The organism is Enterobacter sp. T2, from assembly GCF_010692925.1.
GTDB lineage: Bacteria > Pseudomonadota > Gammaproteobacteria > Enterobacterales > Enterobacteriaceae > Enterobacter > Enterobacter kobei.
Genome location: NZ_CP048736.1, coordinates 4,522,067 through 4,548,014, shown reverse-complemented (window position 1 = coordinate 4,548,014; position 25,948 = coordinate 4,522,067). Strand labels below are relative to the sequence as shown.

General features: G+C 48.9%; 22 protein-coding genes and 3 pseudogenes. 16 read left to right on the top strand and 9 right to left on the bottom strand.

Features of this window, described 5'->3' with window-relative positions:
• Nucleotides 1–119 precede the first annotated feature (119 nt).
• From G0034_RS21810 to G0034_RS21785, 6 genes and pseudogenes are all read left to right on the top strand, one after another.
• A complete protein-coding gene (locus tag G0034_RS21810; protein ID WP_058690723.1) occupies nt 120–1,322 on the top strand; it encodes a BaiN/RdsA family NAD(P)/FAD-dependent oxidoreductase in 1,203 nt (400 codons plus the stop codon).
• Nucleotides 1,323–1,464: 142 nt separating this feature from the next.
• Nucleotides 1,465–2,307 carry a TnsA endonuclease N-terminal domain-containing protein gene (locus tag G0034_RS21805; protein ID WP_045269648.1) on the top strand — a complete coding sequence of 281 codons (843 nt, stop codon included), beginning with the start codon at nt 1,465–1,467 and terminating at the stop codon, nt 2,305–2,307.
• Nucleotides 2,294–4,416: pseudogene (locus G0034_RS21800) on the top strand (TnsB C-terminal domain-containing protein). The gene G0034_RS21805 and the pseudogene G0034_RS21800 overlap by 14 nt, the downstream one beginning before the upstream one ends.
• Nucleotides 4,416–5,864, top strand: a complete 1,449-nt coding sequence (locus tag G0034_RS21795) for an ATP-binding protein (protein ID WP_045269650.1) — start codon at nt 4,416–4,418, stop codon at nt 5,862–5,864. The pseudogene G0034_RS21800 and the gene G0034_RS21795 overlap by 1 nt, the downstream one beginning before the upstream one ends.
• 40 nt (nt 5,865–5,904) lie before the next feature.
• Entirely contained in the window at nt 5,905–7,461 is a 1,557-nt protein-coding gene (locus G0034_RS21790; protein WP_052684080.1) for a TnsD family Tn7-like transposition protein, read from the top strand.
• Between the two features lie 11 nt (nt 7,462–7,472).
• Entirely contained in the window at nt 7,473–8,399 is a 927-nt protein-coding gene (locus tag G0034_RS21785) for a hypothetical protein (protein WP_179121262.1), read from the top strand.
• 408 nt (nt 8,400–8,807) lie between these two features.
• Here G0034_RS21785 and G0034_RS21780 read toward each other — a convergent pair whose 3' ends face one another.
• From G0034_RS21780 to G0034_RS21765, 4 genes are all read right to left on the bottom strand, one after another.
• On the bottom strand, nt 8,808–9,830 hold the full coding sequence (locus tag G0034_RS21780; RefSeq protein WP_000156887.1) for an IS110 family RNA-guided transposase: 1,023 nt from the start codon (nt 9,828–9,830) through the stop codon (nt 8,808–8,810).
• 252 nt (nt 9,831–10,082) lie between these two features.
• Nucleotides 10,083–11,207, bottom strand: coding sequence for a nickel/cobalt efflux protein RcnA (locus G0034_RS21775; RefSeq protein ID WP_004118031.1), 1,125 nt, complete (start codon nt 11,205–11,207; stop codon nt 10,083–10,085).
• An 11-nt stretch (nt 11,208–11,218) separates the two neighbouring features.
• Entirely contained in the window at nt 11,219–11,488 is a 270-nt protein-coding gene (locus tag G0034_RS21770) for a metal-sensing transcriptional repressor (protein ID WP_004118036.1), read from the bottom strand.
• Nucleotides 11,489–11,659: 171 nt separating this feature from the next.
• A complete protein-coding gene (locus G0034_RS21765; protein WP_259820075.1) occupies nt 11,660–12,136 on the bottom strand; it encodes a hypothetical protein in 477 nt (158 codons plus the stop codon).
• On the opposite strand from G0034_RS21765, the gene G0034_RS21760 reads away from it, so the two are divergent.
• Nucleotides 12,127–12,831 carry an IS6-like element IS26 family transposase gene (locus G0034_RS21760; protein ID WP_001067858.1) on the top strand — a complete coding sequence of 235 codons (705 nt, stop codon included), beginning with the start codon at nt 12,127–12,129 and terminating at the stop codon, nt 12,829–12,831. The genes G0034_RS21765 and G0034_RS21760 overlap by 10 nt on opposite strands.
• Nucleotides 12,832–12,962: 131 nt before the next feature.
• Here G0034_RS21760 and G0034_RS21755 read toward each other — a convergent pair whose 3' ends face one another.
• The 3 genes from G0034_RS21755 to G0034_RS21745 all read right to left on the bottom strand — a co-directional run bounded on the left by G0034_RS21755 (nt 12,963) and on the right by G0034_RS21745 (nt 16,372).
• Nucleotides 12,963–13,886: a cation diffusion facilitator family transporter gene (locus tag G0034_RS21755; RefSeq protein WP_000167917.1), complete on the bottom strand. Its 924-nt coding sequence runs from the start codon at nt 13,884–13,886 to the stop codon at nt 12,963–12,965.
• A gap of 199 nt (nt 13,887–14,085) precedes the next feature.
• On the bottom strand, nt 14,086–14,658 hold the full coding sequence (locus tag G0034_RS21750; RefSeq protein WP_001515348.1) for a cytochrome b/b6 domain-containing protein: 573 nt from the start codon (nt 14,656–14,658) through the stop codon (nt 14,086–14,088).
• A gap of 475 nt (nt 14,659–15,133) precedes the next feature.
• On the bottom strand, nt 15,134–16,372 hold the full coding sequence (locus G0034_RS21745) for an IS110-like element ISEsa2 family transposase (protein ID WP_000219087.1): 1,239 nt from the start codon (nt 16,370–16,372) through the stop codon (nt 15,134–15,136).
• Nucleotides 16,373–16,663: 291 nt separating this feature from the next.
• Here G0034_RS21745 and G0034_RS21740 point away from each other — a divergent pair, with 291 nt between their 5' ends.
• The gene (locus G0034_RS21740) at nt 16,664–17,368 is read left to right on the top strand and encodes an IS6-like element IS26 family transposase (RefSeq protein WP_001067855.1); all 705 of its coding nucleotides are present in this window, start codon (nt 16,664–16,666) and stop codon (nt 17,366–17,368) included.
• Between the two features lie 57 nt (nt 17,369–17,425).
• Nucleotides 17,426–17,632 carry a hypothetical protein gene (locus G0034_RS21735; RefSeq protein ID WP_063151275.1) on the top strand — a complete coding sequence of 69 codons (207 nt, stop codon included), beginning with the start codon at nt 17,426–17,428 and terminating at the stop codon, nt 17,630–17,632.
• 145 nt (nt 17,633–17,777) lie between these two features.
• On the opposite strand, the pseudogene G0034_RS21730 reads toward G0034_RS21735, so the two are convergent.
• A pseudogene (locus tag G0034_RS21730) lies at nt 17,778–18,086 on the bottom strand (IS5/IS1182 family transposase); the annotation flags it as partial.
• Between the two features lie 341 nt (nt 18,087–18,427).
• Between G0034_RS21730 and phnC the strand changes: the two are divergent.
• The 6 genes and pseudogenes from phnC to G0034_RS21700 form a co-directional block, all read left to right on the top strand.
• Nucleotides 18,428–19,255 (top strand): phosphonate ABC transporter ATP-binding protein, encoded by an 828-nt coding sequence (phnC, locus tag G0034_RS21725; RefSeq protein ID WP_012637488.1) that lies wholly within the window; start codon nt 18,428–18,430, stop codon nt 19,253–19,255.
• Nucleotides 19,252–20,115 carry a phosphate/phosphite/phosphonate ABC transporter substrate-binding protein gene (phnD, locus tag G0034_RS21720; RefSeq protein ID WP_004152695.1) on the top strand — a complete coding sequence of 288 codons (864 nt, stop codon included), beginning with the start codon at nt 19,252–19,254 and terminating at the stop codon, nt 20,113–20,115. The genes phnC and phnD overlap by 4 nt, the downstream gene beginning before the upstream one ends.
• Before the next feature lie 8 nt (nt 20,116–20,123).
• The gene (gene phnE, locus G0034_RS21715; RefSeq protein WP_004152694.1) at nt 20,124–20,951 is read left to right on the top strand and encodes a phosphonate ABC transporter, permease protein PhnE; all 828 of its coding nucleotides are present in this window, start codon (nt 20,124–20,126) and stop codon (nt 20,949–20,951) included.
• Nucleotides 20,952–20,959: 8 nt separating this feature from the next.
• A complete protein-coding gene (gene ptxD, locus G0034_RS21710; protein WP_004152693.1) occupies nt 20,960–21,970 on the top strand; it encodes a phosphonate dehydrogenase PtxD in 1,011 nt (336 codons plus the stop codon).
• The gene (locus G0034_RS21705) at nt 21,964–22,833 is read left to right on the top strand and encodes a LysR family transcriptional regulator (RefSeq protein WP_004152692.1); all 870 of its coding nucleotides are present in this window, start codon (nt 21,964–21,966) and stop codon (nt 22,831–22,833) included. The genes ptxD and G0034_RS21705 overlap by 7 nt, the downstream gene beginning before the upstream one ends.
• 107 nt (nt 22,834–22,940) lie before the next feature.
• A pseudogene (locus tag G0034_RS21700) lies at nt 22,941–23,460 on the top strand (IS5-like element ISPst7 family transposase); the annotation flags it as partial.
• Nucleotides 23,461–24,041: 581 nt separating this feature from the next.
• On the opposite strand, the gene G0034_RS21695 reads toward G0034_RS21700, so the two are convergent.
• A complete protein-coding gene (locus G0034_RS21695) occupies nt 24,042–25,022 on the bottom strand; it encodes an IS5-like element ISKpn26 family transposase (protein ID WP_000019473.1) in 981 nt (326 codons plus the stop codon).
• Nucleotides 25,023–25,236: 214 nt separating this feature from the next.
• On the opposite strand from G0034_RS21695, the gene G0034_RS21690 reads away from it, so the two are divergent.
• Complete coding sequence (locus tag G0034_RS21690; RefSeq protein ID WP_001097217.1) at nt 25,237–25,536, top strand: helix-turn-helix domain-containing protein; 300 nt, start codon at nt 25,237–25,239, stop codon at nt 25,534–25,536.
• Nucleotides 25,537–25,948 lie beyond the last annotated feature (412 nt).

Below are 25,948 nucleotides of genomic sequence, written 5' to 3'. Positions count from 1 at the left end.
AAGTGCTTGAAGGGATAATCGTTAAATTTCAATGGAATGGCTTTGTAAGAACTTTTTACGCTGGTGTGACCACAGAGGAAACTTTACAATCCGCGGCAGTTAACGAAGAGGATTTTGACGTGGAAAGGTTTGATGCCGTGGTAATTGGCGCCGGTGCGGCGGGTATGTTTTGTGCGGCGATGGCCGGACAGGCGGGTCGTCGTGTGCTGTTACTGGACAACGGAAAAAAGCCTGGCCGCAAGATCCTGATGTCGGGCGGCGGGCGTTGTAACTTCACCAATCTTTATGTCGAACCCGCGGCGTATTTGAGCCAAAACCGTCATTTTTGCAAATCTGCACTGGCGCGTTACACCCAGTGGGACTTTATCGACCTGGTGGGCAAGCACGGCATCGCGTGGCATGAAAAGACGCTGGGACAGCTGTTCTGCGACGACTCCGCGCAGCAGATTGTCGATATGCTGGTCGCCGAGTGCGAGAAGGGCGGCGTGGTGATGCGTCTGCGCACGGAAGTGCTGGAGGTCGCCCGCGACGAACAGGGGTACACGCTGCAGCTGAACGGTGAAACCGTCAGTGCTGATAATCTGGTCATCGCCAGCGGTGGCCTCTCTATGCCGGGTCTGGGCGCGTCCCCGTTCGGCTATAAGATTGCCGAGCAGTTTGGTCTTAAGGTACTGCCCACGCGCGCGGGTCTGGTGCCGTTCACGCTGCACAAACCCCTTCTTGAACAGCTTCAGACGCTTTCTGGCGTCTCCGTTCCTTCCGTCATGACTGCCGAAGACGGGACGGTATTCCGTGAAAACCTGCTCTTTACCCATCGGGGGCTCTCTGGCCCGGCGGTACTGCAAATCTCCAGCTACTGGCAGCCGGGTGAATTTGTCACGGTGAATCTGGTGCCGGACTGCGACCTGGACGCGTTCCTCAACGAGCAGCGCGAGGCGCACCCGAATCAGAGCCTGAAAAACACGCTGGCGATGCAGCTGCCAAAACGTCTGGTGGAGTGCCTTCAGGTGCTGGGGCAGATCCCGGACGTATCGCTTAAGCAATTGAACAGCCGCGAGCAAGAGACGCTGGTGGAGACGCTGACAAACTGGCGCGTTCAGCCAAACGGCACCGAGGGGTACCGCACGGCGGAAGTGACGCTGGGCGGCGTTGATACAAATGAACTCTCCTCGCGCACCATGGAAGCCCGCAACGTGCCGGGGCTCTACTTTATCGGCGAAGTGATGGACGTCACCGGCTGGCTCGGCGGGTATAACTTCCAGTGGGCGTGGGCAAGTGCCTGGGCGTGTGCGCAGGCGCTGGCCGATGTCCGAGGACAATAAAGTTGTACACAAAGCACTAAAGTTGTAACCATTCTCAAAAAACGACGCTAATGTTGTATACTTACTGAATGTGTGGTTATAGGGTTGGAGACTATAAAATGCACATATAGGTACGTATCAATGTCGTTTTTTGGGTACGATCATGGGTAGGGGTAGGCGTCTCAAATCCTATTTGGATTATGAAAATGCGCTAGGTGACGGCATAGGAGTGGGCTATGGCCAAAGTTATCAGCCCTGGCTTAGAGCTCAGGACGTTAAATCCCGTGGAAACCGTTCGATAGTCTTTGGCCTTAAGACGTTTCGAAACCATCATCTCCTTTCTTCTGTCGAAAGTAACTTTTTCTATCTGGCTGAGTTTAATGACTCGGTGATTGATATCCGGGAACAATTCCCACTCTTTCCTCTCCGGCTTACCCAACAAATAGCAAATCATCTACATTTTCAACATCCTATGGTGAGGGGAGTAAGAGGAGTACCTGTCGAAGTTCTGAATGTTATGACAACCGATTTTTTACTGACCTTGAGAACTCCTGAAGGCGGACTTCGATACAAAGCTATAGCAGTAAAACATAACGAGAGCATACCTGAACGCGAAGCCCAAAAACTTGAAATAGAGAGGATGTTTTGGCAGTTGATTGATGTTGATTTTCAAATTTATGTTGGCTCGGAACTCAATAACGTCGTCGGTAAAAACATTTGCTGGGCTACTTCTGTATTAAGAGATGGTTCTGAATTTTATGATAAATATCCTCTTGATAAAATCCTATGGAAGCTTAAACCAGATGTTTATCCCATAGTAGGACTACGAGCAATGATTTCATCAATCTTTGGGGTAGATGCACAAGAAGCGATGATGTTATTGCAGGCAATGATTGGATTAAAAATGATAAATGTTGATTTATCATATCCAATACTCGAAACCGGTCTGATAAAGATAATTTCCAATGACCACTATATAGGACTGAACGCAAATGGATATTATTAGGAATTCAGTCTGGCTCTCTCAAGGCACTGATTTGCTTGCAGAGGGACTTTACCGTGTTTTGGATTTTGACAGAAAGGTTGACTTGTTAATTTTGTTTAAAATAAAATCAGAAAGAACGGGTAAGCCAATCCCTTTCTCATTTTCAATGTTTAAATATTATATTGAATCAAATAGCATAACTTGTAAAGATTATATATACCCTTCATATATGTTAGTAGATGAGAAAAAAATAACAGATGAAGACAGAGGAAGGCGAGATGAAAATTACAATATCATTAAAGATCTTGTAGATGACAGAATGTTTCTGTTTGACTATGCATTACATAAAAAGTCTCACCTTTTAATGGATTACTCCAGAAATAAAAAAATATCACAATATACTATCAGAACGCTTCTGGCGTTGTACTGGCGACATGGGCAGGATATTTATGCATTGCTACCCGCATTCTCGAACTGTGGCGCCGCTGGGAAAAGTAGAATCAAACATGAAATTAAACTTGGGAATTCCAAAAAAAACAGAGCATTACCTAATGAACGATCACGTGTTTTCATTCTTAATGAAAGAGATATAAATAATATTAGAAAATCTCTCATTACGTATCATTATAAAGTTAACGGAGATACGATAAAGAAAACATTAGAGAGACATATTGATTTGTATTTTAGGGATGAAATTAAAACAGCAAACCTAGAAAATAGAGCTCCATATGTTCCTTCTTTAAAACAATTTTCATACTGGAATAAAAAACTCTTCACTAAAGATTTCTCGATAAATAAGAAGAACACGAAAAAAGAAATAGACCTCAAAATGCGGGCGCTTTTAGGTAGTGTGGCTAATACAACTGTTTTGCCGGGTGATGTATTCGAAATAGACTCAACTGTCGCTGATGTACATCTTATTTCGAGTTTAAACAGACGAAAAGTCATTGGGCGTCCTACTATTTATACAGTGGTGGATCGTGCAACAAGAATGATTGTTGGCCTTCATGTTTCTTTATATCATGCTTCATGGCGAGCCGCCCGACAAGCGTTAGCAAATTGCTTTATGCCAAAAAAAGAATATTGTAGATTATTTGGAATCTCTATTACTGATGATGATTGGCCTTGTTCTCATATTCCATTAACATTGATGTGTGACAACGGGGAGATGATTGGTCTTAAACCTCAGGAAGAGATGACCCCCTGACAAAACTTGAGTTTGCGCCAGTCGGTAGAGGCGACAGAAAAAGCATTGTTGAACGCTGTTTCGGCATTATGAATGATGAGGTTATTCATAGGCTTATTGGAACAACACGAAGGGGAAAGATTGTTAAAGGAGAGCCAACACCGCAATCCAGGGCTTGTTTAACGATTCAGGAGGTCACGTCTTTACTGATTCGGGAGATACTTGCACATAATCAGAGAACGTATGAAGAACTGGCTTATATCAATCCCTTACTGATTGAAAATGATCTCGTAATATCACCAAAAAATAGTTGGATGATAAGCTTAAAGCACGGGAGATTCAGCGCAAGAGCCGTTGGGGCCGACGAAGTGATCGCACGATTGTTAATCCCTGTGAACGCTAACATTACCGCCGGTGGGATTCAGTACAATAATCTTTTTTATGAATGTGATCCTGAAATTGCATCAGGTGCCAGAGTATTTGGAAGAACCACTTGTGAAGCAAGAATAGATGACAATTGCGTAGATTATATATATGTAAGATTTGACAAAAATAGCATTTTCAAAAAACATTACCTACTTAAGAAAAGAGATGTATTTAAAGGAAAAACTCATCTTGATACAGATGTAATGGCTGATTGGGTAGATACTCAAAAAGAAATTAATTTATTTACTCTGGATTCGCTCAGCAATATCAATAATAAAGATGAATTTAACAGGAAAGGTAACGAAAGATTAAATGAAATATACGAATCTCGCCGGGTACATGGTAAAGATATTAAAAAGAACAGGAAAAATGAACTTGATTCATTAGGGCGAACTCATGTTGCTAATGGAAGATCTGAACCCCTACTTCCTTCATCCAGTAATGTTCTGCTTTTGCCTGGCCGGGAGGAGAAACAAAGATGGTTAAAAGGTAAGAAGAAGACTGAGGACGCAGAATAATGAACCTTATACGGAGCGTTTCAGCGATATATAAAGAACAGGAGTTACCTGAGTATCGTGGCAATCCCTTAATTGAAGCACTTCCTGAAGCGCTTACGGAAGATGAAGTACTTCTGGAAATGAGTTATTTCCCCGAAATTGACGAAAAAATCCGCTGGACTGCCCCGGCGAATGTTAGAGAGCAGTATGTCGAACGTATAAAGAAATTCCGTTGCCCTCAAACCAATCTTATCCAGGCTTATAAAATGATTTTACGGGCACTTAGGGAAAGCTATGCAGCTCGTAATCCTTTAAAAAGCGGAACAATTCAATATCTTCATTACTATGGAAATGAGCGTCCTGATATTGAACCCGAAAGTGGATATTTTAAATCCCAGGCTGAAACCATTACGATAGTTGGAATGAGTGGTTCTGGAAAAACTACCATGATTGAGCAAGTCATGGATCATTTCCCTCAGATTATAGAACACAGCAGCTATAAAGGAGTTTTTCCCGGCTTCAGTAAGCAAATCGTATGGGTAAAGATTAATTGTCCATACAATTCAAGTGTGAGAGACCTTTGTGAAGAGATTTTACAAAAATTAGATGATGCAATTGGTATTGAACGAACTGCACCTGAGATTAGAAATGGTGCTCTGGCTCGCCAGATTGCACAAAGAATTAAATCATCATTTTTGGGTATCCTTGTTATTGATGAAATGCAGAGGCTTAAATTTTCAAGAACCGGGGGGGAGAGTAAGTTGATTGATTTTTTACATGAAATTGTAGATTCCATGGGGGTATCTATGGTTTTTTGTGGAAATCATCCTTTTGACGAGACGCTGACAAAGAAAATGAGAATTGCCAGGCGGGCAGAGTCTGGTGGTTACATGAAAATTAAGAATGTTAGATACGATTCACAAGACTGGCAATCGTTTATTCATTATTTATGGCCATTACAATGGACAAATGTTGAAACTCCATTAAATGATGAGTTAAACAAAAAATTATTCATTTTATCTAAAGGCAACATTGGATTGGCTCAGATGATTTATCGGGGGGCACAATTAAAGGTTATCGGTAGCGGCAATGAAATCATCACTGGTGCAGTCTTGTCGGCCTCTGTACCGGTACTCGTGAGTCATACGGAGGAATATAAGGGTACTTTACTCCCGGGGGCCGCGACTGAAGATGAGGAAGCTAAATGGCTCTCTTCATCTAATGAGGGTGATGCTTCGGCTAAAATCATGGCAGAGAAGTCCCTAAAGGCTTTGATCCCTGGGGATATAGACAGGCCACAGCACAAGGAATTCGTAGGAAAAATAGACGAGGTTTTGCGCAATTTCGACGAGAAAATACTGTCTCTTGACCACGATCTTGTTATCAACAGAACAGCTGAAAAGAAAAATACCTACGATGCTCTTCAGCGTTGCGGGCTTATAAATATAGATCCACTTAATAAATTGTAATGAGGTAACAGTTCGTAACGGTCAAAAAGAGGTGTGGGAAATGAGAATGTTGCCTGTTTTGCCTGATGAATCCTTGTTCAGCCGGTTTTGTCGGACAACTACCGTGTACGGTATGTCCCCATCTTCTCTGTTAACGATCATTTTCAACAAACCTGATATGAACGTCCATCCAATTCTCAATTCAGGATTAAAGGCTATTTCTCTTCATACATCCGAAAGTGCAGATCAGCTCTGGCATGAACAGACTTTACTCCCTCTTTTTGCCTGGGCACTACCAATCAGTCGTAATGAAATTATGGATTTCAACACGACCCCTGCCAGGCTTAATCGATTGTGCCGCCTTAGTAATTTTTCACTAGGGCAGCGCACACTATTGAAGTTTTGCCCGGTTTGCGCTCGTGAAGATACTTTTCATTATGGTGTTACTTATTGGCATCTGGCGCATCAGCTTCATGGGGTTACAACCTGCCATCGGCATCCGGTAGCGCTTGAAAGCATCCATGTCCCTTCTTCACCGCACATACGTATTGGACTGATGCCTCCTGTTTCGTATACAGAACAACTTAGCAATGAGATAGACTTCGATTTTGCTAAGTTTTGTTATGAGTCCATAAATATAATCAGAAGAAAAGATATTACACACCCCAATTACATGGATGTACTTAAAAAGTTGAATTTATTATCATTGGATGGAAATTTAAAGAAAAATGTATTCTACGCACATGTTTATGCTAAGTGCCAGTTATTTGGGGAGGGTTCATCGGAGCTTTTACCAACTTCCCTAACTGATTATCACTACTGGGAGCCTATACTCAAAGACAAATGTTGTCAGCATCCCACAAAGCATCTTTTGCTTTGTTATTGTTTGTTAAATACTTGCTGGCCAACGTATGCAGGAAGTCGTACTAATAAAAAGAAAGAAACCTTTAAAAGTCATAAGAAATACAGTTTTCATATAACTGAAAATAATACTAGTGTTAGCAACCTTGGGAAGGAATTTAGTCGCAGCAGATGTTACATTAAAACACTTATTTATAAAAAATACCTGAGGACGTTTAAGCGAAACACAAAAATTAATATATTCACTGAATTGCTTATCAAGTCTATGGCTGTAAGGGGGTTTAGTCTGGCATCCATAGCTGAGAAAAACTCATTATCGGAAGGAGCTGTATCCTCTGTAATTTCATCTTGTTACGGTTTATGCTCATGGCGTAAAAAATGTAAAAAAGATTCTTTAAGACGGCGTCATAAGCAGAAGATATTAAGATTTATACATAATCAATCCGTTTCTATAACACGAAAGTTAGTCAAAGAAAGTTGTTATGCAAGTTTCTATTGGCTAAATAAACATGAATGTGACTGGCTTAATTCCTGTCTTCCTAAAACAATACGATGCTATAAAAATAAAAGAGTAGACTGGAGCGAGAGAGATATTATCTCATCATCATTAATAAATGATGTTTTATCTCAGGGGCAGTACTCGATGTCACTTACAAGTCTAGATGCTTTACTGGGAGGGCATGGCTGGCTTTTAAAATACAGAGATAAACTACCAATGACAATGATACTTCTCAGAAAAATGGAACTAATTAAATAAGAGGGAGTTATATGGTTTACGAAAATGAATTGTGGCACAGTTTTCTTCTGCGTTCACAGATAATGTATAACTTATCCAATTGCAGGAACATAATATCAAAGCATGGCGCACTAAGGTACGATGCCTTTCCTCGGTTCGAACTGATTGATATGTACAAATTGCATAGCTTGCAGGATATATATGACATTCTTGCCACTAGAAATGGTTATATACTAACTTCCAATATAGTGTCGTTATCTTCTGGTGTTTACGGGTATTTTAACGCTGTTGAAGATGCCTGTCGAAATAATTTACACATAACTAATTCATATCCATTGGTAAACATCTCAAACATTCGTTACTGTCACAAATGTATTGTTGAAGATATACACTCTAAAGGCATTGGTTATCTGCGTCATAGATGGTTGTTTGAATCTAAATGTGCAGTTCATAGTACCAGTTTATATGAGGTTTGTTTTGATAACTATTTGAATGCAGTGAAAGGACTTAGTGATTTAATTATAAGTGGAATAAATCCTCATGGTTATTGTTCCCTTGTGGTTGACGTTTCAAACCCTTTCAAAAATCCAGTGTATATATTACCATGTGCCCGTAATAAAATTTTAAAATGGATTTCGGACAATAAAAATATGCTGATTTACTTTCTCTTTGATCTCTTCAAATGTAAGTCGCATTCAAGTTTATCTAAGGTTATCGAAGTCAAGATAATGCATGATAGATATATTTCTGCGGTGTTCAAGATGTTAAGTGAAATTAATTTTTGTAATTTCAACTCCTTTATTGCTTATCTTTTTGAGGACGTAAGTTATGCCTCTATCGGACTTGATTATTATTCTGTTAATGAGCATTTTCTCAGGCTAAGGGCTACAGATTGTAAATTTTGCCAGTTGAATGGTAAATATATTTGCTCACTTTCCAATGTAAAACTTCTTCGCTAATTTCACTTCATTTATAAAATACTAAGAAAGCTAATTAGATAAGGTTATATATTTTGACTGGGGCAGGAATAAATTATCACTCATCGAGTATCCCTGGGGGTTACCACCTGTGTATGAGGGCTCCGTTTGGGAAACGGAAAATATTGTACTATAAGGACTTCCCCGGCATGTCAAAGCCGGTATTTATGGTTTCTGTCTGCTCTTCAGTAAAAATAAAGGGGAGAGACTGCGGTACTATAAACGGCCATGATGAATCGTCATCGATTCGGGCCCTGATGAAAGACGCGCGTGAGGTTCTTGTTCGTTAAGCGGATACGTATATCCTGTACAATAGCCAGATAGGCCTCACGGGGTCTAACCCTTTATCATCAACGAATTGCAGGTCAGATGGTTATACAGCTTCGAGCTTTAGTTGACTGAGTACAGCCGGAAATCATCACCGTAATGTAGTGATGCCCAACACAGCCGCGCATTTTTGGCGGCGATGGCCACAACAGCCCGCCAGTACCCTCTGCGCTCAACCAACATACAAACCCAACGGCTGAATGAGTCAGTCCTTTTCCCGGCGCCAATAAGCACTGAACGAGCCCCCTGAACCAGAAGCGTTCGCAGATACGAATCACCGGCTTTTGTGATCCTGCCGAGTTTCGACTTTCCCCCGCTGCTGTATTGTGATGGCGTCAGCCCCAGCCAGGCTGCCAGTTGACGTCCATTTTTAAAATCATGTGCATTACCGATACTGGCGACCAGTGCACAGGCCGTTGTGGGACCAACGCCCTTTAGCTCCATCAGCCGCTGACTGCGATGATCTGTTTTGGCTATGTGGGACAAAATTCGGTCATATTCAGTGATGTTAGCTTCAATGCGATCAACGTGTTCCATCAAATCATCAACACATTGCTGAACCTGAAGCGGTAAAGAGCTCTTCTGCACAGAAACCATGTGGCGCAGGGCATCAGCACTTTGTGGCGCGATGACACCGAATTCAGATATCAATCCTCGCAGACGATTATACGTTGCTGTTTTCTCTTCGATAAAACCCTGACGGGTACGATGTAAACACTGCATGGCCTGCTGGCTTTCGTCTTTCACTGGTACGAACCGCATATGCGGACGACGAACAGCTTCACAGATAGCCTGAGCATCAGCTGCATCATTTTTTCCTGATTTTCCGGCCATACGATAAGGCGATACAAACTTAGCAGCCATCAGACGTGGCTCATGACCATACTGCCGAAACAATCTTGCCCAGTAGTGAGCCCCGGAGCATGCTTCCATCCCGATAACACAGGGAGGCAAACTTGCAATTAACTCAGGAAGTGCAGCACGCGATACTTTAGGCTTAACCAGAACAGTTCTACCATTTTGATCAACACCGTGAACAGCAAACACATTTTTAGCAAGATCGATACCGACAGTCGTGATAGTCATAACGAATTCCTCCGGGACGATGTGTACCCCATGATTGCACAAGAGTTAATCAGGCGCATAATCAGGGGAAGTCCCTTCCATTCGTTAAGGCGAACATTTGTACTGCCGAAGGGCAGGCAGGAACCAAAGTGGTATAGACGGGATAGCTGTAACTATTGAAATAGTGGGTGCGAGATTGTCTGACTGGTTTTACATCTGCTTCGGAGAACTTAGTGCAACGCCCCGGCGACTGCCGGGACGAATACGCAAGGGTTATTGCATAATCCCTGACCAGCCGTGATAGCCCATATAAATTCCCACCAGGGCAATCAGCACGCTGGAGAAATAGGGAGCCCGACGCGCCAGGGTATCAAATCCACGCCAGCGCTTTGTGGCCTGTCGCACACTGTAGGCCGCTGCGGCACCCACCGTGACCAGCGTGATTGCCAGGCCAATACTGAAGCATAAAACCAGCGCGGCCCCGAGTGAAAACTCTTTCACCTGAATACAAAGCAGAAGGACCGTAATGGCAGCCGGACACGGGATCAGCCCGCCTGTCAGCCCAAACAGGATTATCTGACCGGTGGTCACATTCCGGTTGGCGAAGCGTTTTTTAATATCGTTAGCATGGGCTTTTTCATGCGCATCCTGGTATTCCTTTGAGGAGGCATCCAGTCCTTCGAGCGCTGAATGTTCGTGTTCGTGTTCATGAAATGTCACGTCGTAGTCATGAACATGACCGCGATGACCTAACGTCAGACGAACCTCAAAGCTGTGCGGCTCCGGGATAGCCTGTGTGGACTCCATGAAGCCGTCTTTCTCGACAAAATCGAAGACCTGCGAAAAGGTGCCTTTACCCCGGTTTGTCACCAGTGAGACATCCCGGGTTTGCCAGTTCTGACCGCTCAGGGTACGAAAACGCCAGTGCGGCAGCTGGCCTTCTTCAAAAATAGAGAGTTCGACTTTACCGTGGCCGGTATCAATAATCCGCGTTTCGTCATGCTCATGATGCCCGTGCGCATGTTCTTCTTCCTGCTCCAGTTTCCACAGACGTTCACCGCTCCATGTCCGCCAGAACATCCATGCCGCAGTGCCGAGAATAATGACGGCGGAAATCAGCTGAAACCAGGGTTCGGCTGATTCAGCGGTGAATTTCCGGCTGATATACATCCCGCCCAGCGCAATCATCCAGACGATGGCCGTATGGGAAAGCGTGGCAGCCAGGCCCAGCATGACAGCCTGTCTGACGGTTCCCCGGATAGCGACAATAAAAGCGGCCATCATGGTTTTGGAATGTCCCGGCTCAAGACCGTGAAGCGCACCGAGCAAAATGGCGCTGGGAACAAACAGCCATGCGTTGGCCACGCCCTGCTGTAACAACGCAGAAAAATCGGTCATTTTCTCTTACCTCAAAGGTACCTGGTTATCTCTTTAAATTCGCTGAGCGACGTGTCAGATGCATGCTGGCTGTCTTCCAGGGCATGTTCCAGACAATGGTCCAGGTGATCATGAATAAGCGTTCGCTTGGCATTCGTTATCGCCTTTTCCACAGCGGACAACTGCTGGGCGATATCCAGGCACGGTTTTTCGTCTTCGAGCATCTGGATAGTGCTCTTCAGATGCCCTGCGGCACGTTTCAGCCTTTTAATGATGTCGGGGTGTGAAGTGTGAACTGACATGATTTCCTCCTCTTCTCCGGGCGATGGGAATATTCGCCTCGCCACATCCCCCCAGGGGGATAAGGAATGTTAAAGAAGCGGATGAGCAAAGGCAAGCATTCTTCCGGGCAGGAGCAGAAATAAAAGGGGCTGAACGGAGGCGAAAAACCCGGGCAAGCCCGGGTTGGCAGATTAAATAACGCGTTTAATCGTCATGTACTGGCCGTTGGTATCCAGACGGATCGTGACGCTCTTCGTGCCACGGTTGCGCCAGAACCAGCCATGCTTTCCGTCGAAAGCCGCCTGGATAATCCCCACTTTGGCGGTGATCTGGCGATCTTTCCCGTAACCGTGATAGAACCCCTTCGGCGCATTGGTCGGATCACCATGGGCATCAACGTTAACCGGTCCGGAGCTTGTCCATTGATAACTCACCTGCGCATCCTTACGCATGTCGAGTTTAATCTCTGCGGCTTCGTTTGGCTTAAGCGTAATCACCATCTGGTTGCGTTGAACACCCGCCGCCTTCGTTTCCTGTGACGGTATGACGGACGGGGTATCCCGCTCCGGAGCACTGTTTTGCGCTATCACCGGGGGGCACTGTTGCAAATAGTCGGTGGTGATAAACTTATCATCCCCTTTTGCTGATGGAGCTGCACATGAACCCATTCAAAGGCCGGCATTTTCAGCGTGACATCATTCTGTGGGCCGTACGCTGGTACTGCAAATACGGCATCAGTTACCGTGAGCTGCAGGAGATGCTGGCTGAACGCGGAGTGAATGTCGATCACTCCACGATTTACCGCTGGGTTCAGCGTTATGCGCCTGAAATGGAAAAACGGCTGCGCTGGTACTGGCGTAACCCTTCCGATCTTTGCCCGTGGCACATGGATGAAACCTACGTGAAGGTCAATGGCCGCTGGGCGTATCTGTACCGGGCCGTCGACAGCCGGGGCCGCACTGTCGATTTTTATCTCTCCTCCCGTCGTAACAGCAAAGCTGCATACCGGTTTCTGGGTAAAATCCTCAACAACGTGAAGAAGTGGCAGATCCCACGATTCATCAACACGGATAAAGCGCCCGCCTATGGTCGCGCGCTTGCTCTGCTCAAACGCGAAGGCCGGTGCCCGTCTGACGTTGAACACCGACAGATTAAGTACCGGAACAACGTGATTGAATGCGATCATGGCAAACTGAAACGGATAATCAACGCCACGCTGGGATTTAAATCCATGAAGACGGCTTACGCCACCATCAAAGGTATTGAGGTGATGCGTGCACTACGCAAAGGCCAGGCCTCAGCATTTTATTATGGTGATCCCCTGGGCGAAATGCGCCTGGTAAGCAGAGTTTTTGAAATGTAAGGCCTTTGAATAAGACAAAAGGCTGCCTCATCGCTAACTTTGCAACAGTGCCCCTCAGAATTATAGAGAATACCTGAAATTTTTGTAGAGCGAGGTTTGTTACCCTGCCCGACCAGCGACATGTGGTTAGTTTAGTGATCAGAAATGTCGAGCGTTTGGTCGTTCATTGACGCGGGATCTTCCAACGGTTCCACATGAGTGGTGATATGGATAAAAGGCAGTGCGGTGCGGATATCATTCTCTATACGCTCGGCCCAGTCGTGCCCATATTGAACAGTCCATCGCCCAGGAACTAGGATGTGCATTGTCATAAACGCCCGCCCGCCAGCCTGGCGTGTACGTAGTGCATGGAAATCAAGCCCCTGTTCACGATATCCTGCCAGCAGTGACTCGATTTTTTTGAGTTCTTCCGTGGGTAGCGATACGTCCATCAGACCTGCAGCTGAACGACTCATAAGCTGATAACCAGTCCAAACGATGTTGGCTGCGACCAGCAATGCAACGATCGGATCGACCCAAAACCAGCCGGTCAGATAAACCAGTCCGACACCAAAAATGACACCGACCGACGTCCAGACATCGGTCAGCAGGTGATGAGCATCTGCCTCAAGAGTGATAGAGTTGTGCTGCCTGCCAGCCCTTAACAAAATGCGAGCCGTCACAAAATTAAGGATTGATGCGACTGTTGAAACCAGTAATCCGAGACCAATCTCCTCAAGCGGCTGTGGAGTTAACATCCGCTCAACTGCGGTATAGGCGATACTGGCTGCCGCCAATAGGATCAGAAATCCTTCGAAAGCACTCGAGAAATATTCGGCTTTGCCGTGCCCATATGCATGGTTCTCATCGGCCGGAAGCGCAGCCAAGGTCAGCATCCAGAGCGCCATTAGGGCTCCTGCGAGGTTAACTACGGATTCGATGGCATCAGATAGCAGACCGACCGAACCGGTCATTTTCCACGCCACACCTTTGAGTCCGATAGTGGCAATAGCCGTGGCAATGGAAAGCCAAGCGTAGTGCGTCAGCGGACGAGGTAACCCTTTTGTTTTAGTCATTATTAACTTCCTAAAATAGGACGACTAACTCACATTTCTATCCATGATAGATAATTAAACAATCATTTCGCCATGAATATTTTTTCGTTTTTATTAAATTTAATTAAAAAGTCTCTGCAAGTGCTGTTTCATCTTCTAGTAAACTAAATTTTATTTTTAGGGTTTTCTTCAACTTGAAGTAATATTATCTCACAACAGATTAGTCACTTAGGTTAACTGAGCGGCTTTTATATTTTTCAATTAAAATATGCAAAACTCCCATTGCACCATGTGCATAAAAATAGACCTCAATGAAAGTAGTAAAGAACTTATGCCAGTGGATTACTGTTTCAGCCAGATTTGACTGCATGGTATTCAACAAGAACCATAGGCCACCTGAAAGTGCTACAATTAGCAATGCTAGAACTCCAAATCCTTGGATTGTACTGGCAATACCTCCCGAATGTGCATCGGGCAGTCGGAAACTAGTCAACGTTTTTATATCTTGCTTAATACCACTAAAGTCAAGCCCTACCCATGAAAAATAATAAGTAAAACCTCTTTGAGTAAGCATCCAACTTAACATAATAAAACCACAAATAATCAGTCCTAACCCTGAAATAATGTGCATCCAGGTTATAACTCCTTCAAGACTATGTTCACCAATTGCTTCGGTCTCTGTCAGATTAGAGTTAATAATTTGTGATAATATTAGAAATGCCACAATGATGTGAAGAATACGAAAAAAAGGAGCGTAATCATGGGGTAATAGATTCCAGAGTCGCAATTTCATTAATGAGTCCTTAGTAAATTTATCGATGATCTTAATCATACAAAAGAATTATTAGGATAACCTTAATTCTTAAAATTGCAGCAGGCATTAGTTCACCTCTGATATGGCCACTTGCGAAATGGGAATGGTAACTGTTATTACTATGTGTTTACTTGCTGTTCTTGTTACGCAGCCCCTTAAACACATTACTTTCAAATATGATTTCCTGCTGGGTTTAAATATGTGTCTTTCTATAGTGCGGCAACCTATTTTTACACCAACTCATGAATTAAATAAGAATCATAAATTAAATGAGAGGTTTAATTCTCTTGCTTAACGCGATGATATTAAATGGAAATTTTAATTTTTGTAATTTATTAAACAGTTAGAATGAGACATGGTAAATACGATCTTCCTTTAGATAATTCTGATAGCACTTTTTCTACTGGGCAGTCTGCAATGTCCGCTTCACGCCCTGAGACATTCGACAAGCTTTTTATGGCTTCAGTAAGGGCGAGTGTCTCGCTTCGAGAGCCAGCAAATATTTCGCTTCGTCATAACAGGTTCTGGCCTTCCAGCAGCGGTAAATGATCCTTATCCATTTGAACGCCAGTGCCCGGATCGCAGACTGATGAGATTTGCCCTTTTCTCTGAGGCCCTGATAATACAGTTTGGCCCAGTATGATGAATTAACCGTCTTGGCAGCCCATTCAACAAAGGTCTGCCTGACGAACTTGGCACATTGCCATCGCCAGTGAACCCAGGATTTTTGGCCGCTTCGTTCGGTCACCGGTGCTATACCTGCGTAGTTTTGAATTTCTTCAGCGCTGTTAAACCGGTCACGGTTATCACCAAGTGCAGCAAGCATCCGTGGGCCCATGCACGGTCCCATGCCCGGAAGTGATTTGAACAGCCCCGCATCTGGCAATGTGTCAAACAGCGTTTCGATTCGTTCGTCATAGGTTTTGATGATTTCACTCACGACTTTAATTTGTGTCGCCAGTGCTGCTGCCATCAAAGCATTAGCCTCTATAACACTCGGGTCTGTAGTCAATGGGATCGCATTATCAATACTCGCAACACGTTGCTCGGTAAGGGCCATAGCGCGACCACCTTTGGCATTCAGAAAGTTGCGGATCGTGTCGCGTCTGGCTCGTTTCAGTTGTTGCAGACTGGGCCACCGGATAATCAGCTCACACAACAGTAAGCTACCCCGATGTGAGAACCACTCCAGTGGCTGAGGATAATACTGTTTAAGCGTGTTGATTATCCGGTTCACAAAGCGTCGTTTATCTTCAACCAACTGACGACGTTGCTCAACCAGTTGCTGAAGTAAGCGAATATCCGCATTGTCGGGTTCAATAGCTTTTATCTTCTGGGGGTAACGCAGCATTAACTCTAATGCCAGCTCGGCATCCTGCGGATCATCTTTAGCGCCGCTGGGCGAGAAGGCTTGCCGATAACGAGCCAGGGACAATGCGTGGACGGGGAAAACGGTGATAAAGGGGTATTTTTGAAGAGCATATACCACGGGGCCCTTCTTCAGTTCGAGAGCTATTGCGATTCTACCTTTTACTTTCTGGTGTAACTCAGTAAGCCAGGCATCAAGCGCTTCTGCTGTATGTTCAATCACATCGAATACGCGTTCACCGTTTTTAAACTGAACACAGACATCGTGTTTTTTATCAGCCCAGTCCAGACCAACGTGCGCAGCAAATTGATTAGTCACAGTCATCACCAACTCCTTTTTATCGGGGATTGGTATGCATTCCACGCTCTTCGAAAGAAATATAGCCAGCAGTTTATCTGCATGCCCTGAGTATTCGTTAGCGAACGTGGAGCACCTACTGGCTCGAAAGAAAAGCGGCGATCATCACATGATTCTCGCTCAATATTCGTAACCAGTAAGCGCATACCCTGAATCACTTCAAAGTGTAATTCTCAGGGTACGAATGACTATATGGGCACTGTTGCAAATAGTCGGTGGTGATAAACTTATCATCCCCTTTTGCTGATGGAGCTGCACATGAACCCATTCAAAGGCCGGCATTTTCAGCGTGACATCATTCTGTGGGCCGTACGCTGGTACTGCAAATACGGCATCAGTTACCGTGAGCTGCAGGAGATGCTGGCTGAACGCGGAGTGAATGTCGATCACTCCACGATTTACCGCTGGGTTCAGCGTTATGCGCCTGAAATGGAAAAACGGCTGCGCTGGTACTGGCGTAACCCTTCCGATCTTTGCCCGTGGCACATGGATGAAACCTACGTGAAGGTCAATGGCCGCTGGGCGTATCTGTACCGGGCCGTCGACAGCCGGGGCCGCACTGTCGATTTTTATCTCTCCTCCCGTCGTAACAGCAAAGCTGCATACCGGTTTCTGGGTAAAATCCTCAACAACGTGAAGAAGTGGCAGATCCCGCGATTCATCAACACGGATAAAGCGCCCGCCTATGGTCGCGCGCTTGCTCTGCTCAAACGCGAAGGCCGGTGCCCGTCTGACGTTGAACACCGACAGATTAAGTACCGGAACAACGTGATTGAATGCGATCATGGCAAACTGAAACGGATAATCGGCGCCACGCTGGGATTTAAATCCATGAAGACGGCTTACGCCACCATCAAAGGTATTGAGGTGATGCGTGCACTACGCAAAGGCCAGGCCTCAGCATTTTATTATGGTGATCCCCTGGGCGAAATGCGCCTGGTAAGCAGAGTTTTTGAAATGTAAGGCCTTTGAATAAGACAAAAGGCTGCCTCATCGCTAACTTTGCAACAGTGCCGTTTTATGATGATCCTGGCGCTAAGTGAGATGTTCCGCACGATGACGGCGATCGGCAATGGCAGTTTCGCCGGCAACCGCTTCATACCGCTCGCCTTAGTTCTGTTAACGCTGGCGCTGGCATCACCTTTCTTTGCCACATTTTATACGATGAGCCGTTCTGATTTCATGGCGACGACGGCCTGCTACATGGCTGCGTGTGGCAGGTCTTAAACAACTGAACTGGGCTAGCGAAGGAGTGGGGGCAACAGCAGCTGCGCTGGTAGACTTATCCACAGTTGCTGGTAACAAAATCAGCAATCCGCCCTGGGTCAAATTTCAATCGGCAGGGTGGGTCAATTTTCCATCAGCGCCAACAAATGGTGGTTTCGTCGGGGATGCGCTCCAGGTTCAGCCCGGCAAACTGGCGCAGGATCGTGGTTTCGTACAGCGCTTCCTCCATCGCTGGATCGCTGTAGCCGAACCAGTTCTGCAGCAGATGCACACGCAGCATCGCCATCAACGGGTAGGCCGGACGGCCACCTTCACCCTTCGGATAATGTGGCTCGATCAAAGCAATCAAGCCCTTCCACGGCACCACCCGATCCATCTCGATCAGGAACAACTCCTTGCGGGTTTGCTTGCGCTTGCCAGCGTACTCGGCGTCGGCGAAGGTCATCTGCTTCATCGGGAAACTCGGTGGGTGGGGGCGCGGTATTTTGCCAAATCAGAAAGTCTTTTTCAGAGTTTCCCTAGTGTGCGCTCTCTTGCTTGGATGGCATTACGTTCTGGCCCAACGTTACTGTAGCGAATCCGCAGCAGTATCAATCAAAGCCTCCTGTATCCCGCGTGAAGAAAGACGCTACGTTGCGCCCGTTCTTCCACGGCTTCGCTTGCCGCCCCGCTACGGCAGATTCGAAGTATTCATCGAAATGTCATCCTTTAGAAACAGTGCGTTAACAAGGAATTTCTATCCTTTGCATCGCGAACCGCAATTGTGCGGCCAGCAATATTGCAAAAGGTGATCAAATGATGCCCCATCCAATACAGGACGCCGTGCTGCGGGTCGACCGGTTGAGCGTCGTCTATCCAGGCGGCGTGACAGCCCTACGCGATACCTCGATTGCATTTCGGCGTGGTGAGTTCACCGTGCTGCTTGGTCTCTCGGGCGCAGGCAAGTCGACCTTGCTCCGTAGTCTCAATCGACTCGTCACGCCCACTGGCGGCAGTGTCACCAGCGAACTCGGTGAGCTCGGCAGCGGCTCGGCCTTGCGTCAGCATCGTCGGCGTACCGCCATGATCTTTCAGCACCACCAGCTAATCGAACGTCAAAGCGCACTGGCTAATGTGCTTACCGGTCGGCTGGCCTTTCACAACACGCTCCGCTCGCTGTTTCCTCTGCCGCGTGCCGATCAGGAGATTGCGCTCAGTTGCCTCGCTCGGGTCGGTCTGGCAGACAAGGCGCTAAGCCGGGTGGACAAACTGTCCGGTGGCCAGCAGCAGCGGGTAGGCATCGCGCGTGCGCTAGCGCAACAGCCGGCGATCATTCTGGCCGATGAGCCGGTAGCCAGTCTCGACCCGGCCACTTCGGTCCGTGTTCTCGGATTGCTGCGCGACATCTGCAAGGAAGACGGCATCACCGCCATCGTTTCGCTGCATCAACTCGAATATGCCCGCCGCTTCGCCGATCGCGTCGTCGGGCTGGCCGATTCTCAGATCGTTTTCGATGCCGCGCCCTCGGAACTCACCGATGCGCAGCTTGAGCGCATCTATGCAGGCCGCTCTACGACTCAGCCAGCGAATGCTCCGGCTGAACCACCTGTCATGCTCGAACCTTCACTGGAGATGTCCCGATGAAACGCTTATCCGCGCTCTTATTGACTTGCTTGCTGTCCGCTGTTTCAAGTTTGTCCGCCCTAGCGGCCGATGCCGATCCGGATGTGCTAAAGGTTGCCCTGCTGCCGGACGAAAACGCCTCCGAGCTGATCAAGCGTAACCAGCCGCTGAAGGATTATCTGGAAGAGCATCTGGACAAGAAGGTGCAGCTGATCGTAACCACCGACTATTCCTCGATGATTGAGGCGATGCGCTTTGGCCGTATCGACCTGGCGTATTTCGGTCCGCTGTCCTACGTCATGGCCAAAAGCAAAAGCGACATCGAGCCCTTCGCTGTCACGGTCATCGACGGCAAGCCGACCTATCGCTCGGTGATTATCGCCAATGTGGCGTCAGGCGTGAATGAGTATGCCGACCTTAAGGGCAAGAAGATGGCCTATGGTGACCGGGCATCGACGTCCAGCCATTTGATTCCCAAAACCGTGCTTCTTGAGACGGCCGGTTTGACGGGTGGGCGGGACTACGAAGAATATTTTGTGGGCACGCATGACGCCGTTGCCGTCAACGTGGCGAACGGCAACGCCGATGCGGGTGGGCTGTCGGAGGTAATTTTCAATCACGTAGTCGAACGTGGCCTAATCGATCCGAGCAAGGTGAAAGTACTTGGTTACAGCGGCGAATACCCCCAGTACCCCTGGGCGATGCGCTCGAACCTGAGCCCCGAGCTGAAAACCAAGGTGCGGGATGTATTCGTCGGTATCGACGATCCCGAAGTGCTGCGCAACTTCAAGGCCGAGGCCTTCGCGCCAATCACCGACGCCGACTACGATGTGATCCGCAAAATGGGATCGCTGCTCGGCCTCGACTTCGCCACGATGTGAGCACCGATATGTCTACTCATTACGACGTGCAGGCGCTGCCTGCAGAGCAACGCGAGCACATCCTTCGAGGCTTCGGCCTCGGTTGGTGGCGCCAGCTGGGGCAGGTGGCGATTGTATTCGGAGTGGTGCTGTTGGCCTGCTGGTACGTGGGGCTGCTCGATGCCACCACGCTGCTGAACGGGCTGCCCTCCATCGCGACCCTGGCAGGCGAGGCCATGCCGCCAGACTTTTCGGGCTATCGAAGCTGGATTCGCCCCTTGATCGACACCTTGGCGATGAGCATCGCCGGTACGGCCATCGCAGTGGTGTTCTCGCTGGTGGTGGCCTTCGTTGCAGCGCGCAATACGGCGCCGCACCCCCTTGTGTTCGGTGTTGCCCGGGTGCTGCTCAATGCCCTGCGGTCGGTGCCGGAGCTGATCATGGGCATCATCTTCGTTGCAGCCGTAGGGTTCGGCGCCTTGCCGGGCGTGCTTGCCCTGGGTCTGCATTCGGTCGGCATGGTCAGCAAGTTCTTCGCCGAGGCCATCGAGCACGTCGACGAAGCGCCGGTGGAAGCCGCTCGGGCGGCGGGGGCTACGCCGATGCAAGTGCTGCTGCACGCGGTTTTGCCACAGGTGACGCCGCAGTTCGCCGACGTGGCGATCTACCGCTGGGAATACAACTTTCGCGCCTCCACCGTGATGGGCATGGTTGGCGCCGGCGGTATCGGCTTCGAACTCATGGGCTCGCTGCGCATCATGCAGTACCAGGAGGTTGCAGCAATCCTGCTGGTCATCCTGGCCATGGTCACGCTAGTAGACGCCTTCAGTGGCGTGCTGCGCAAACGTTTCAAATAGGACAAAACATGCTGCCGAAACTCGTTATAACTCACCGAGTACACGATGAGATCCTGCAACTGCTGGCGCCACATTGCGAGCTGGTGACCAACCAGACCGACAGCACGCTGACGCGCGAGGAAATTCTGCGCCGCTGTCGCGATGCTCAGGCGATGATGGCGTTCATGCCCGATCGGGTCGATGCAGACTTTCTTCAAGCCTGCCCTGAGCTGCGTGTAGTCGGCTGCGCGCTCAAGGGCTTCGACAATTTCGATGTGGACGCCTGTACTGCCCGCGGGGTCTGGCTGACCTTCGTGCCTGATCTGTTGACGGTCCCGACTGCCGAGCTGGCGATCGGACTGGCGGTGGGGCTGGGGCGGCATCTGCGGGCAGCAGATGCGTTCGTCCGCTCTGGCGAGTTCCAGGGCTGGCAACCACAGTTCTACGGCACGGGGCTGGATAACGCTACGGTCGGCATCCTTGGCATGGGCGCCATCGGACTGGCCATGGCTGAGCGCTTGCAGGGATGGGGCGCGACCCTGCAGTACCACGAGGCGAAGGCTCTGGATACACAAACCGAGCAACGGCTCGGCCTGCGCCAGGTGGCGTGCAGCGAACTCTTCGCCAGCTCGGACTTCATCCTGCTGGCGCTTCCCTTGAATGCCGATACCCAGCATCTGGTCAACGCCGAGCTGCTTGCCCTCGTACGGCCGGGCGCTCTGCTTGTAAACCCCTGTCGTGGTTCGGTAGTGGATGAAGCCGCCGTGCTCGCGGCGCTTGAGCGAGGCCAGCTCGGCGGGTATGCGGCGGATGTATTCGAAATGGAAGACTGGGCTCGCGCGGACCGGCCGCGGCTGATCGATCCTGCGCTGCTCGCGCATCCGAATACGCTGTTCACTCCGCACATAGGGTCGGCAGTGCGCGCGGTGCGCCTGGAGATTGAACGTTGTGCAGCGCAGAACATCATCCAGGTATTGGCAGGTGCGCGCCCAATCAACGCTGCGAACCGTCTGCCCAAGGCCGAGCCTGCCGCATGTTGAATCCGGTCTGGCTGAAGAGCCTGGTAGCGATCGTTCAAACAGGCAGTTTTCAGAGCGCGGCGAGGGCGTTGGGGCTGGCCCAGCCGACGGTGTCGCAGCACTTGCAGAAGCTTGAAGAGCAGGTCGGCGTAACGCTGGTGCAGCGCAGTCGTAGCGGCTGCCAGCCTACCACACGGGCGCTGGCCTTCATGCCGCATGCGACCGCCTTGCTCGACATGCACGCCCGGGCGCTAGAAGCCCTGCATGGCAATCGTGAGCGCGTCGGGGCCAGCACCAACATCGGCACCTACCTTCTCCAGCCATTCGTGCGCAACTATCTGACGACCGCAAATGAGAGGGGCGAGGTGGATCTGCGCATCGCCGCCAACCCGGATGTGGCCGACCAGCTACTGGCGGGCCAGCTCGACGCCGCGATCATGGAATGGTGGCTACCTCACCCCGACTTCGAACACCGCCTCTGGCGGGTCGAGCCGCTGGTGCTTATCGTCAGCCCCGACCATGCGCTGGCTGAAGCAGGGTGCATAGAACGTGATCGTCTGGTGGACCTGCCGATGCTGGGAGGTGAACCGGGTAGCGGTACCGGACGGCTTCTGACCGAATACTTTGGCGAACTGGGCGTGCCTCGCAGCGGTATGCAGCTAGGCAGCACCGAGGCAGTCAAACAAGCAGTGAGGGCGGGACTCGGCGTGTCGTTGGTGATGGCTTCCGCAGTACAAGACGAAGTTCGCAGTGGCGCGCTGGTAGCTCTTCCCATCCCGGGGCTTGAAAAGCGTCTCCAACTGATCTGGCGCAAACCTCCCGGAAATCTGCACCCGCCGGGATTTGTGCGGCACTTATTGGAGGAGGCAGATCTAGCTGGATAAGGTGATGGATGGTTGCGATCCAGCGCTTGGCTTGTCAGCCTAGGGAAACTCTGAAAAAGACTTTCTGATTTGGCAAAATACCGCGCCCCCACCCACCGAGTTTCCCGATGAAGCAGATGACCTTCGCCGACGCCGAGTACGCTGGCAAGCGCAAGCAAACCCGCAAGGAGTTGTTCCTGATCGAGATGGATCGGGTGGTGCCGTGGAAGGGCTTGATTGCTTTGATCGAGCCACATTATCCGAAGGGTGAAGGTGGCCGTCCGGCCTACCCGTTGATGGCGATGCTGCGTGTGCATCTGCTGCAGAACTGGTTCGGCTACAGCGATCCAGCGATGGAGGAAGCGCTGTACGAAACCACGATCCTGCGCCAGTTTGCCGGGCTGCACCTGGAGCGCATCCCCGACGAAACCACCATTCTCAACTTCCGCCGCTTGCTGGAGAAACACGAGCTGGCGGCCGGCATCCTCGCTGTCATCAATGGCTCTGGGCGACCGCGGCCTGTCGCTGCGCCAGGGCACCATCGTCGATGCAACGCTGATCAATGCGCCCAGTTCGACCAAGAACAAGGACGGCAAGCGCGACCCGGAAATGCACCAGACCAAGAAGGGAAACCAGTATTATTTCGGCAGTGCGACCTGAAAGTCGCATGGGTTTCTGTTCCGCAGGTTAACGCCCGACGGAACCGACTGTTCCACCACTCGTTCCCTACCCAGACAGGCGTGGCCGGTAACAGCCGGGTCTGAAGCTCTGGGGACAATGTAACCGCCGATATTTCGGTAGGTCGAACCGCGAGGCCAGACTGAATCTGCCAGCATCAAGGCGGAGAGGCGCCAGGGATGAACAGGTACCCGCCAACTGCACGGGGGTGATGGTGCTCGCTTGGCGACTGGCTTCTTGCTGGAGGTTAGAGATTGCTTCGGCAATTGCCTTGGTCTGAGCCACATAGCTGCCGGATAGGTTGGCAATCACAATGCAGCAACGCGGTAACTCCAGAGCGGCGCTCATCAGGCAGCTGAGTGTGTAGGTGCTCACGGTAGCCAGCGTACCGCCGCCGATGACAGGGAAGGTGCGAATAAGCAGGTCATTTCTTCCCAAGCTGACTCGCTGATTAAAATTTCGCGGATCTGGGCCGATTTTTTTCCCGCAAACACATCGAATCAGCCTATTTAGGCTATTTTTTCCACCATTTCTGGCGTTATTTCCGGTTTTTACTGAGATCTCTCCCACTGACGTATCATTTGGTCCACCCGAAACAGGTTGGCCAGGGTGAATAACATCGCCAGTTGGTTATCGTTTTTCAGCAGCCCTTTGTATCTGGCTTTCACGAAGCCGAACTGCCGCTTGATGATGCGAAACGGGTGCTCCACCCTGGCACGGATGCTGGCTTTCATGTATTCGATGTTGATGGCCGTTTTGTTCTTGCGCGGATGCTGCTTCAAGGTTTTTACCTTGCCGGGACGCTCGGCGATCAGCCAGTCCACATCCACCTCGGCCAGCTCCTCGCGCTGTGGCGCTCCTTGGTAGCCGGCATCGGCTGAGACAAATTGCTCCTCTCCATGAAGCAGATTACCCAGCTGATTGAGGTCATGCTCGTTGGCCGCGGTGGTGACTAGGCTGTGGGTCAGGCCACTCTTGGCATCGACACCAATGTGGGCCTTCATGCCAAAGTGCCACTGATTGCCTTTCTTGGTCTGATGCATCTCCGGATCGCGTTGCTGCTCTTTGTTCTTGGTAGAGCTGGGTGCCTCAATGATGGTGGCATCCACCAAAGTGCCTTGGGTCATCATGACGCCTGCTTCGGCCAGCCAGCGATTGATGGTCTTGAACAATTGACGGGCCAGTTGATGCTGCTCGAGCAGGTGGCGGAAATTCATGATGGTGGTGCGATCCGGCAGGGCGCTATCCAGGGATAATCGGGCAAACAGGCGCATGGAGGCGATTTCGTACAGGGCATCTTCCATGGCACCGTCGCTCAGGTTGTACCAATGCTGCATGCAGTGAATACGCAGCATGGTCTCCAGCGGATAGGGCCGTCGGCCATTGCCCGCCTTGGGATAAAACGGCTCGATGACTTCCACCATGTTTTGCCATGGCAGAATCTGCTCCATGCGGGAGAGGAAAATCTCTTTTCGGGTCTGACGGCGCTTAGTGCTGAATTCACTATCGGCGAAGGTGAGTTGATGGCTCATGATGTCCCTCTGGGATGCGCTCCGGATGAATATGATGATCTCATATCAGGAACTTGTTCGCACCTTCCCTTACTCAACACGGCCTTGTTTTTGAAAGATGCCGAATCTTGGCAAGAGGCGTATTACAGCCTATAGTCTGTTAATGAGTATTACAGCTTATCTGCTGTAAATCCATTCGTTGTGCTTGTTAACCCGTCGATACGGAAGATCACTTATGAACACTCAATACGCTTTGAAGACCTTGAATCAGTTGCGTCCTGTTTTAATCGGCTTTCGCAAAGCCAATGGACTGACGCAAAGAGATGTTTCTGAACGTTTGGGTGTAACACAGCAAACTTATGCCCGACTGGAGGCCAACCCTGCAAGTGTGGGTTTTGAGCGTTTGTTTAGAGTGTTCAGCGTCCTTGGAGTGGAGATCGTACTTTCATCCAGGGAACCATTGTCAGATGCAAAGCCCGAATACGGAGCTTTGCACAATGATTCTTCACTTCCAGCCAGGCGGGAGAAATGGTGACGCCATGCGCTTCCCGGTCTAATTGTCTGCAGCAATATTAACCCCTTAGCGGCCTGAAGTATCAGGTTGCTATGAAGCCTTTCGTTTCTTCTGTTATGTTAAATACACCAGTTTGAGCTGTTTCGGACAACCATAAATTATCTCTTCACTCTTAAATGAAAATTTTATGTCGATCACATTATCGATGAATTTAGGAAATAATCCGTAAATGAAAATCTATCTACCTTTAAATTTATCAATGTCCGTACGACATAATTAATATCAAAGAATGTGTATTATTATCATTTAAGTCATAAAAGCCATGAGTCAGTTCCAAAAAATATAATGAGCATTGAAATTATTACCCATCATTCTGGAGTTTTAACTTAGCCATGTATCGAACCACAAGTTGGCTTCCGGTGTTTTGAGGAGC

Coding starts and splice junctions, on each gene's coding strand:
- G0034_RS21805 (WP_045269648.1), top strand. CDS start 1,465: ATGGGTAGGGGTAGGCGTCTCAAATCCTATTTGGATTATGAAAATGCG.
- G0034_RS21745 (WP_000219087.1), bottom strand. CDS start 16,372: ATGACTGTGACTAATCAATTTGCTGCGCACGTTGGTCTGGACTGGGCT.
- phnE (WP_004152694.1), top strand. CDS start 20,124: ATGTCTACTCATTACGACGTGCAGGCGCTGCCTGCAGAGCAACGCGAG.
- G0034_RS21755 (WP_000167917.1), bottom strand. CDS start 13,886: ATGACTAAAACAAAAGGGTTACCTCGTCCGCTGACGCACTACGCTTGG.
- G0034_RS21735 (WP_063151275.1), top strand. CDS start 17,426: ATGATGATCCTGGCGCTAAGTGAGATGTTCCGCACGATGACGGCGATC.
- G0034_RS21785 (WP_179121262.1), top strand. CDS start 7,473: ATGGTTTACGAAAATGAATTGTGGCACAGTTTTCTTCTGCGTTCACAG.
- G0034_RS21775 (WP_004118031.1), bottom strand. CDS start 11,207: ATGACCGATTTTTCTGCGTTGTTACAGCAGGGCGTGGCCAACGCATGG.
- G0034_RS21705 (WP_004152692.1), top strand. CDS start 21,964: ATGTTGAATCCGGTCTGGCTGAAGAGCCTGGTAGCGATCGTTCAAACA.
- phnD (WP_004152695.1), top strand. CDS start 19,252: ATGAAACGCTTATCCGCGCTCTTATTGACTTGCTTGCTGTCCGCTGTT.
- ptxD (WP_004152693.1), top strand. CDS start 20,960: ATGCTGCCGAAACTCGTTATAACTCACCGAGTACACGATGAGATCCTG.
- G0034_RS21765 (WP_259820075.1), bottom strand. CDS start 12,136: ATGGGTTCATGTGCAGCTCCATCAGCAAAAGGGGATGATAAGTTTATC.
- G0034_RS21695 (WP_000019473.1), bottom strand. CDS start 25,022: ATGAGCCATCAACTCACCTTCGCCGATAGTGAATTCAGCACTAAGCGC.
- G0034_RS21690 (WP_001097217.1), top strand. CDS start 25,237: ATGAACACTCAATACGCTTTGAAGACCTTGAATCAGTTGCGTCCTGTT.
- G0034_RS21780 (WP_000156887.1), bottom strand. CDS start 9,830: ATGACTATCACGACTGTCGGTATCGATCTTGCTAAAAATGTGTTTGCT.
- phnC (WP_012637488.1), top strand. CDS start 18,428: ATGATGCCCCATCCAATACAGGACGCCGTGCTGCGGGTCGACCGGTTG.
- G0034_RS21740 (WP_001067855.1), top strand. CDS start 16,664: ATGAACCCATTCAAAGGCCGGCATTTTCAGCGTGACATCATTCTGTGG.
- G0034_RS21760 (WP_001067858.1), top strand. CDS start 12,127: ATGAACCCATTCAAAGGCCGGCATTTTCAGCGTGACATCATTCTGTGG.
- G0034_RS21795 (WP_045269650.1), top strand. CDS start 4,416: ATGAACCTTATACGGAGCGTTTCAGCGATATATAAAGAACAGGAGTTA.
- G0034_RS21790 (WP_052684080.1), top strand. CDS start 5,905: ATGAGAATGTTGCCTGTTTTGCCTGATGAATCCTTGTTCAGCCGGTTT.
- G0034_RS21750 (WP_001515348.1), bottom strand. CDS start 14,658: ATGAAATTGCGACTCTGGAATCTATTACCCCATGATTACGCTCCTTTT.
- G0034_RS21770 (WP_004118036.1), bottom strand. CDS start 11,488: ATGTCAGTTCACACTTCACACCCCGACATCATTAAAAGGCTGAAACGT.